A 9,315-nucleotide genomic window follows, 5' to 3' on the forward strand; every position below is an offset into this window, starting at 1 on the left:
AAGCCGACTTACAACCTTTTTATTTGTACTTTTTTTCTTGATTAATCAATGACATGTATTTAGGAATAGCAAGCATTCGTCCAAAGCGAGTGGGTTCTTTTACTAGACGGTAGAACCATTCAAGATTCAATTTTTGAATTACTTTGGGAGCTCGTTTCTTAGTCCCTGAAAAGACATCAAAACTTCCTCCAACTCCGATCCAGATAGCATCAGAACTATGACGATACTTGTTAATGAATATTTCTTGCTTTGGAGAGCCTAAGGCAACTAGAATGATGTTAGGCTTCTTTTCAGAAATTTCATCAATGATTTCTTGTTCATCTTGAAAGTATCCGTCATGATATCCAACTAAGTCGATCTGGGGATAGTCTTTTTTTATTTTGGCGGCACTAGCTTGAATGACTTCAGGCTTAGCTCCTAACAAATAAACTTTTGAAAGCTTACGATTAGCAGTTTCAATCAAGTATTGTAAAGTGTCAAAGCCGGTAATACGTTCATGAAGCGGTGTACCAAGGCTTTTGGCACCTTTGATAATACCGATCCCATCAGGGATAACGTAGTCAGCATTATTGATGATTTTTGAAAATTCAGGGTCTTTTCTGGCTGCAAGAACAATTTCCGGATTGGGTGTGACGATAAACTTGTTAGCTTTTAAATCTAAATCGTCATCAAGATATTGATGAAATTGTTTTGCAGTAAAATTATCAAACTCTGTACCTAAAATATTTATTCTATTTTTGTGCATGGCGTTCTCCTTTAATGTATTATTATACACGAGAAAGATTAATTTGAGAGGTGTCTTAATGAGGGTTTTACATATTAATGCCGGTAATGAAGACGGCGGAGCTCGTACATATATTGTTAACCTGATGAAAGGTCAAAAAATGATCGGTGAGAAAAGTACACTGTTAACTTTTCAAAACGGACCTGTTTCCAAAATGGCTCGTGAAAATGGTTTAAGCGTATCAGTTATGGAACAGAAGCAACGATTCGATCTATCGATTCTAAAACCATTGACCCAATATATCAATAACAATCATTTCGATATCGTACATACACATGGACCACGGGCTAATTATATCGTATCTTTAATTCGCAAGAAGATTCGTGCTAAATGGGTCATAACCGTCCATTCTGACCCTAGGATTGATTTTTCAGGACTCAAAGGTAAAGTTATGTTGAATTTGAATTTGCATGCTTTAAAACGTGCAGATTCGCTTTTCTATATGAATCCTGATTTGGAGGAATACTTTGAATCTTTGAAAATCAATACCAATCATACTTATGAAGTTTTCAACGCAATTGATTTCACTGGAATCAATCCAAGATTCATGCGCCAGCCAACTTTTAGTCTATTAGAGGTCGCTCGTTTGGTTGAGGTCAAAAATCACCGCCTATTGCTGGAAGCTTTAAGTAAAGTGAAGTTTAATTTCCGTTTGACTCTGGTAGGAGATGGTCCACTGATGGATCAACTGCGTGAATTAACTAAAGAGTTGCATATCAAAGATAAAGTTGATTTTGTTGGTTTTCGGGAAAATACTGGTGATTATTATCAAGAATGCGATGTGTCAGTTTTAACATCGAAGTCTGAAAGTTTACCAACTGTTTATCTCGAATCAGCAGCCTATGGTAAGCCAGTCATTGCGACGAATGTTGGTGCTACCGATAAAATAATCAATGATGATACTGGTTGGCTGATCGATTCGGAAGATGAACAAGGATTGATTGAAGCTCTTAATGATGCTCACGCAATGTGGCGTGATGGCAACCTTGATCAAAAAGGCTTGGCACTTTATCAAGAGGTCAGAGATAATTATTCAATCGAACAGTTAGCACATAAAGTAAATGACGGTTATCAAGCGACTTTGAATAACAAATAATGTAAAATATATGCTGTTAACATAAATTCGTAGGGGAGCTATAATGACTCAATTTCAAAATGAAGATTTAACTTTGCATACAGATTACTATGAACTTAATATGATGTATACGTACTGGAAGAAGGGGCTACACAATCGTCGTGCCGTCTTTGAAGTCTATTTTAGAAGTTTACCATTTGATAATGGCTTTGCTGTTTTTGCGGGACTAGAACATGTGGTGGACTACCTGAAAGAATTGAACTTTTCAGATTCAGATATTGAGTATTTGCGCGAATATGGTGAATTTGACGAAGAATTTCTTCGTTGGCTAAAAGATATGCAATTCAGATGTACGGTTCGGTCAGCTTTGGAGGGAGATCTTGTCTTTAACGAAGAACCCATCTTACAAGTTGAAGGACCTTTGGCACAATGCCAATTGATTGAAACGGCCATTCTAAATATGGTCAATTTTCAAACGCTGATTGCTACTAAGGCTGCTCGAATCAAGACTGTCTGTGGTGATGATCCAGTGATGGAGTTTGGCTCACGTCGAGCACAAGAAGTTGATGCTGCACTTTGGGGAACAAGAGCTGCCTATATTGGTGGTTTTGATGCAACAAGTAACGTCTTAGCAGGAAAGATTTTCGGTATTCCTATTTCTGGAACCCACGCTCATGCTTTAGTTCAAACTTATCGTAATGAATATGAAGCTTTCAAGGCTTACGCTACAACACACAAGAACTGTGTCTTCTTAGTCGATACATATGATACGTTAAAGAGCGGTGTTCCTAGTGCGATTAAAGTTGCTCGAGAAATGGGCGACAAGATCAACTTCCTTGGAGTTAGAATCGATTCTGGTGATATGGCTTATATTTCCAAGCGTGTTCGTAAGCAACTTGATGAAGCTGGTTTTCCAGATGCTAAGATCTATGCTTCCAATGATTTGGATGAAAAAACAGTCCTTAACTTGAAGATGCAAGATGCCAAAATCGATGTTTGGGGTATTGGTACCAAGGTAATCACCGCCTTTGATCAACCAGCATTAGGTGCAGTCTATAAGTTAGTTAGTATCGAAGATTCCAAGGGCAACATGATGGATACCCTCAAGTTGTCCAGTAATGCGGCCAAGATTTCTACTCCTGGCAAGAAGCAAGTTTGGCGAATTACTAATAACGAAAAGAATGACAAGTCCGAAGGGGACTACGTTACTTTTTGGAATGAAGATCCAAGAGAACATAGTTCACTTTATATGTTCCATCCACAATATACTTATATCAATAAAACAGTTGAAGATTTTCAAGCTAAACCTTTATTACAAGACATCTTTACTAATGGTAAATTGGTATATGATCTGCCTAATGTTAAGCAAATTAGAAAATATTGTGCCGATAACCTTGATTCACTTTGGGATGAGTACAAACGTATCTTGAATCCTCAAATCTATCCAGTTGATTTATCTTCAAAACTTTACAGTCACAAGATGAAGTATATTGAAAAGATTAGAAATGATGTAAACAATATTAGATTAGGTGACTAAAATGAGACCATTGCAAAAAGAAATAATTGAATTTGAACACACTAAACCAGAAATCAATCCTGAAGAAGAGATCAGACGTTCCGTTGATTTTTTGAAAGATTATTTGAAACAACACAGTTTTCTTAAGACCCTTGTCTTAGGTATTTCTGGTGGGCAAGATTCTACTCTAGCTGGTAAATTATCCCAAATCGCTATGACGGAATTACGAGAAGAGACCGGCGATTCAGCTTATCAATTTATTGCCGTACGTTTACCTTATGGTGAGCAATCAGATGAGTCAGACTGCATGCAAGCCATTGAGTGGATGAAAGCTGACAAGGTTGTTCGTGTAAATATCAAGGATAGTGTTGACGCAATGGTAGACGCTGTTGAAGCCAATGGCTTAAAGATTTCTGATTTCAATAAGGGCAATATCAAAGCTCGTTCAAGAATGATTGCTCAATACGCTATTGCCGGAGACAATCAAGGAGTTGTAGTGGGAACTGATCATGCGGCTGAAAACATTACCGGATTTTACACTAAATTTGGGGATGGTGCAGCTGATGTAACGCCATTATTCCGCTTAGATAAACGTCAAGGCAAGCAAATGTTAGCTGAACTTGATGCACCAAAGAATTTGTACGAGAAGACTCCCACTGCTGATCTAGAAGAAGATCGTCCTAGTTTGCCAGATGAGAAGGCTTTAGGAGTAACATACAAAGAAATCGATGATTATCTAGAAGGCCGTGAAGTAGCTGATAAGAGTGCTGAAATAATTGAAAACTGGTATAAGAAAACCGCTCATAAACGTCGGTCGCCATATACAGTTTTTGATGATTAGTCAACTATTATGTATTTCATATTTGGACATTCAAATTGTTTGAATGTCTTTTTTTTGAATCTTTATCGTATGTTAGAATAAAGGTGTATTCTTCTATAAAGAGGTGTTTAACAGTGAAAAATGATTTAGTTTCCCTAATGAAACCATCTGTTGTTGCTATTAAACAACAAGCTATTTTTAAGTTTAATGCGCGAGCCAAACAGATCCCAGGAGCTGTCAATATGACTGTCGGTGAACCAAACTTTGCCACTCCTGACCATATTAAACAGGCCGCCATTAAAGCAATTGAAGATAACAAGACTCACTATACTGTTCCCGAAGGTGATCATGAACTTTTGGAAGCAGTTGCAGATTATCTACATGGCAAGTATAGTTTGAATTATGATCCCACTACGCAGATTGTTGCGACAACCGGTGTAACGGAAGGTGTTTTTTCCGCCTTTAATGCCATTTTGCAGTCTGGTGATGAAGTCTTAATTCCTTCACCATCATTCACGATTTACGGCCCAGATGCTGATTTCAATGGAGCATCACCAGTCTACCTTGATACATCGGAAACGGACTTTAAAGTAACGCCAGAAGCTCTGGAAGAAGTCTTAAGAACCAATCCACGTATCAAAATTTTCCTATTGAACTATCCAAGCAATCCAACTGGAGTAAGTTATACTGAAGATGAATTGCAAGCCTTGGTAAATATCTTAAAAAAATATGATATTTTTGTAATTAGTGACGAAATTTATAGTGAATTGACATATAATTTTAAGCATATTTTATTTGGCAACATTCTTCCGGAACAGACTCTTGTGATGAACGGATTGTCTAAGTCGCACGCGATGACCGGTTGGCGTTTTGGAGTTGTTTGTGGTCCAGAAGCCGTCATTTCTCAAATCAATAAGATTCATGAATTGGCAACGACTTCGATCACATCAATCACCCAATATGCGGCCTTAGAAGCTTATAAGAATGGCTATGACGATCCAGCTGTTATGCGAGCAGAATATCAAGCTCGTCGCGATAAGCTTCATGAAGGCTTGAGTGAATTAGGATTTGATTGTCCAGATCCAGACGGAGCATTTTATTTGTTTGCTAAAATTCCTGCTGAGTATGAACAAGATGATGTTAAATTTGCCAATGATTTATTAGATGAAGAACACCTAGCAATTTTGCCAGGAAGTTTCTTCGGTATCGGTGGTGAAGGTCATTTGAGATTCAGCTATGCGGCCAGCATGGAAAGTATTGATAAGTGTCTTGAAAAGCTGAATAACTTTTGTCAGAACCATCAGAAAAATGTAGCAGTTCTAGAGGGGAAAAATGATTAATAAAGTTCAAGCAATTATTAGTCGAATCATTTTAATCTGTTTAGCAATTTTTACAACAGTTGTTTTGATTCAAATGGGACACTTTTTTACCGTTAATTATATTAAAGTCGAACCAGTACTAGCCATACTGGTTTTTCTTTGTGCAATTATTTTTGTTATAGGGGTTGGATATTTTTTATATCGAATCAAAGATACTGATAGTCGACTGAATTGGTTAATATTAGTCACTTTATTGGCGATTTTTACGATTGTGGCCCTCATTTGGTTGAGATTAGTTCCTCAAACTCAAGTCAGTGACTTCGGGGCGTTCTGGGGCAATGCTCCTGCAGCTTTAAAGGGGAAACCCATTTTTACGCATGATAATGATTATTTTGCTAAATGGGCGTATCAGACAGGATTCTTAGTCTATGTAATGACTGTCGTGAAGGTTTTTGGCGAGCATGTCATTGCCTTACAGCTCTTGAATGTCTTGTATCAAGTTTTGATTTTGTTAATGGCCTATATTTTGACGATTAAATTATTTAATAATATCAAAATGGCTCGTTTGGCTGTCTTTGTTTTAATGATCGATTTGGATTGGTTTGGCTTAAATAGTCAGGCAGATAATCAGTATTTAGGGATGTTGTTGTTTTTAGTCACTTTCTATTTGATCATGCAAAACAAATATTGGTCATATGCTTTGGCCGGTTTAACGTTAGGACTAGGCAGTATCATCAGACCCATCGGTCCAGTCATCATTGCGGGAGTGTTTGTTTATGGTTTGATTTATCTGTTCCTAAACAATAACCATTTTAGTTGGACTGGCTTAGGAAAAATCTTAATTACGCTAGTTATTTATCAAGTGATTTTTTCAGCGGCTGGACTAGCGGTTAAAAGTAGCGGCTTGAATCAATATGGGCTTGAGAACCGTGATTCCGAATGGAAGTTTGTGACCGGACTCGATGCAAATTCAAACGGTGTTTATGATCAGGCAATGGTTAATCGTTTCAATTTGAATGATAGTCGTGCTAAGATGAGCCGTCAGGAACATCAAGTCATTCGAGAAAATATTAAGAATTTAAACGAGACTCACGGTTGGTTGCGATTGTTTTGGAATAAGAATGAGGTCCTTTGGGCTAGCCGCTCACAAACAGTTGATTTTGCAGAATTTATCAATCTGCATTCAACCAGAGCTACTGATTTAGCCAAACTATTGGGTTATATGGGAACGGTTGTCTTGATAATCTTTTCATGGATCGGCTCCTTGCGGTTGTTAAAAGGCAAACCACGCCAAGAAATATTTGTGTTGATATTGCCCTTAATGGCATTTGCGGTCGTTCAACTGTTAATTGAAGTTCAAGGAAGATATCGCTTAGAATTTTTACCGATATTGGCCATTCTGAGCGGTTTAGGGTTAATAACTGTTTGTGATTGGATCAGAATAAAGTGGGGGAGAACTAATGTCTGAAATGTTTAAATTAAGTATTGTTGTACCTTGCTATAACGAAGAAGAGGTTTTACATGAGACAACTAAAGAATTAACGGCTATCGTGAATGGATTAATTGCCGACAAAAAGATCACAGCCACGAGTAAAATTGTCTATGTTGATGATGGCAGCAAGGATACTACCTGGCAATTGATCGACGATTTTTCCAAAGAATATCCAATTGTTTCAGGGGTCAAGTTGAGTCGTAACTTTGGTCATCAAGGAGCATTGTTGGCTGGAGTTACTAGTGCTGCCAAAAGTTCCGATGCCGTTATAACGATAGATGCGGATCTACAAGATGATGTCAATGCCATTCCCAAGATGGTTGATGAATATCTAAATGGAGCCGAAGTCGTCTATGGAGTTAGAAATAACCGTGACACTGATACTGCATTTAAACGCAATACTGCAGAAATGTTTTACAAGATAATGGGTTCATTAGGAGTTAAATTGGTGCCAGATTCAGCTGATTATCGCTTACTTAGTCAGCGTGCCTGTCAAGTTCTACTCAGCTATAAAGAACGGAATTTGTTCTTACGAGGGATTGTGCCTTTAGTTGGTTTTAAGTCAGCCAAAGTTTACTATGCCAGAAAGGAACGTTTCGCTGGAGAATCCAAGTATCCTTTAAGAAAAATGATCAAGTTTGCGATGGATGGAATTACATCTTTTTCAATCGTGCCGATAAAATTGATCATGGGCTTGGGATTCTTTATTGTCTTTATCAGTTTAGTGTTACTGATTTATAGTTTTGTACAAAAGATTCAAGGGCATGTCATTCAAGGCTGGTCTTCATTAATGATATCCATTTGGGCTTTGGGTGGTGTACAATTAATCAGTATCAGTGTTATTGGTGAATATGTTGGCAAAATCTTCAATGAAGTCAAACAACGTCCAAGATTCACTGTCGAACGAGATATTTATTCAGAAAAAACTCAAGAAGAAAAAAATTAAGAGGTAATTTTTATGAATGCTGCACAAAAGAGAGCAATGCAATATGGAAAATTGATCAATGATACCGTGGAATCAATTCAAACCGAACAAGATAAATTAAATCCAGAATATGAAAAAATCCGTGAAGCTCTAGACCATTCGAAAGTCGAAAAAATCGATGATGTTGAATATGTTAAGATTCAAAAGGACTTCACCGCTGGAACAGCTAATTACCAAGCAATTTTAACTAAATTGGAAAAAGGTAAGGCCCCAGCTAGATTGATGGGAACACATATTTCTTTAGTAGCTGCTTTCAAAAAGTATGTTGAAGGTTGCAGTGAGATGACTGATAGTATTGGCGACGATAAGAAAGTTGATCGTAAAGCGTTTGATGAGTCGGAGAAGAAGCAAGATGAATATATGGATAAGTTTTCTAAATTGATCCAAAAGTTGACGACACTAGCTTAATGAATGACCAACAGTTAACTGAATTAATACAAAAGGTTTCCCAAGAATATTTTGGGAAACCTTTTGTACATCAAGCATTTTTCAATCGACGCCTAAAGACCACTGGTGGTAGATTTCATCTTGCTGATCGTCATATCGATATCAATCCTAAAATTTATCAGGATTTTGGTTATGAGACCTTGGTAGGAGTTATTAAGCATGAGTTATGTCATTATCATTTATATAATGACGGACTGCCAGCTCAGCATCGTGACCGCAGTTTTAAGATCCTTTTGAAACAGGTGGGCGGTTTAAGATATTCTCCGATACAAGGAAAATCTCGACAAAGAAATTATCATATTTATGAGTGTACGCATTGCCATTTAATATACAAACGGGTTAAAAAAATAAATACTAATAAGTATGTTTGTGGACGTTGTCATGGAAAATTAAAATATCTTCATGATACCCAAAAATTAGCTTGAAATTATTTATATTTTTGTTTACAGCAAAATATGCATGGCGGTATTGGTAGATGCGCATGATTAAAGATCTTGTGGAGAATTATCTCTGTGGAAGTTACTTCCGAGTACCCATATGTTTATGCAAGTACAAGCTTATAGCCCTGGTGCTGTAGGCTTTTTATTTGTCTAAATTTTGATACATTTTTATGATGATAGTAATGATTACTTATTTTATAAGAATAGAAGTGAACAAAGAAAATTTGCTGATAATTGAGAGTTGAATATATAGTAATAAAATGACACTCTAATTGATATTTGTCTATATATACAAGTAGACGAATAGATAGAAGGAGTGTTTTTTTATGTTAAAAACTAGTAATAATAGTAAGAATAATGAAGAAGTTAAAGAATTCAAAGTAGGATATGTAAGAGTATCGAGTTCAGATGACCGTCAAAAATTAGGCTATGAAGCT

Annotated in this window: 9 protein-coding genes; 8 read left to right on the forward strand and 1 reads right to left on the reverse strand. The window is 36.8% G+C overall.

What is annotated here, in order from left to right; all coding sequences use genetic code 11:
* Window positions 1-19 precede the first annotated feature (19 nt).
* Entirely contained in the window at window positions 20-745 is a 726-nt protein-coding gene (locus ACG72T_RS03925; protein ID WP_395264747.1) for a WecB/TagA/CpsF family glycosyltransferase, read from the reverse strand.
* Between the two features lie 58 nt (window positions 746-803).
* Between ACG72T_RS03925 and ACG72T_RS03930 the strand changes: the two genes are divergently transcribed.
* From ACG72T_RS03930 to ACG72T_RS03965, 8 genes are all read left to right on the forward strand, one after another.
* Window positions 804-1,880 carry a glycosyltransferase gene (locus ACG72T_RS03930; RefSeq protein ID WP_395264749.1) on the forward strand — a complete coding sequence of 359 codons (1,077 nt, stop codon included), beginning with the start codon at window positions 804-806 and terminating at the stop codon, window positions 1,878-1,880.
* Window positions 1,881-1,923: 43 nt separating this feature from the next.
* Entirely contained in the window at window positions 1,924-3,396 is a 1,473-nt protein-coding gene (locus ACG72T_RS03935) for a nicotinate phosphoribosyltransferase (protein ID WP_395264750.1), read from the forward strand.
* Window position 3,397: 1 nt separating this feature from the next.
* Window positions 3,398-4,216 (forward strand): ammonia-dependent NAD(+) synthetase, encoded by an 819-nt coding sequence (gene nadE / locus ACG72T_RS03940; protein WP_395264752.1) that lies wholly within the window; start codon window positions 3,398-3,400, stop codon window positions 4,214-4,216.
* 137 nt (window positions 4,217-4,353) lie between these two features.
* The gene (locus tag ACG72T_RS03945) at window positions 4,354-5,535 is read left to right on the forward strand and encodes an aminotransferase class I/II-fold pyridoxal phosphate-dependent enzyme (RefSeq protein ID WP_395264754.1); all 1,182 of its coding nucleotides are present in this window, start codon (window positions 4,354-4,356) and stop codon (window positions 5,533-5,535) included.
* Window positions 5,528-6,982 (forward strand): hypothetical protein, encoded by a 1,455-nt coding sequence (locus ACG72T_RS03950; protein WP_395264756.1) that lies wholly within the window; start codon window positions 5,528-5,530, stop codon window positions 6,980-6,982. The genes ACG72T_RS03945 and ACG72T_RS03950 overlap by 8 nt, the downstream gene beginning before the upstream one ends.
* Window positions 6,975-7,952: a glycosyltransferase family 2 protein gene (locus ACG72T_RS03955; RefSeq protein ID WP_395264757.1), complete on the forward strand. Its 978-nt coding sequence runs from the start codon at window positions 6,975-6,977 to the stop codon at window positions 7,950-7,952. The genes ACG72T_RS03950 and ACG72T_RS03955 overlap by 8 nt, the downstream gene beginning before the upstream one ends.
* Before the next feature lie 12 nt (window positions 7,953-7,964).
* Window positions 7,965-8,399, forward strand: a complete 435-nt coding sequence (locus ACG72T_RS03960; RefSeq protein ID WP_395264759.1) for a hypothetical protein — start codon at window positions 7,965-7,967, stop codon at window positions 8,397-8,399.
* Window positions 8,399-8,863 (forward strand): SprT family protein, encoded by a 465-nt coding sequence (locus ACG72T_RS03965; RefSeq protein ID WP_395264761.1) that lies wholly within the window; start codon window positions 8,399-8,401, stop codon window positions 8,861-8,863. The genes ACG72T_RS03960 and ACG72T_RS03965 overlap by 1 nt, the downstream gene beginning before the upstream one ends.
* The last annotated feature ends 452 nt before the right edge of the window (window positions 8,864-9,315 follow it).

It is taken from the genome of Companilactobacillus sp. FL22-1 (assembly GCF_043951805.1).
GTDB lineage: Bacteria > Bacillota > Bacilli > Lactobacillales > Lactobacillaceae > Companilactobacillus.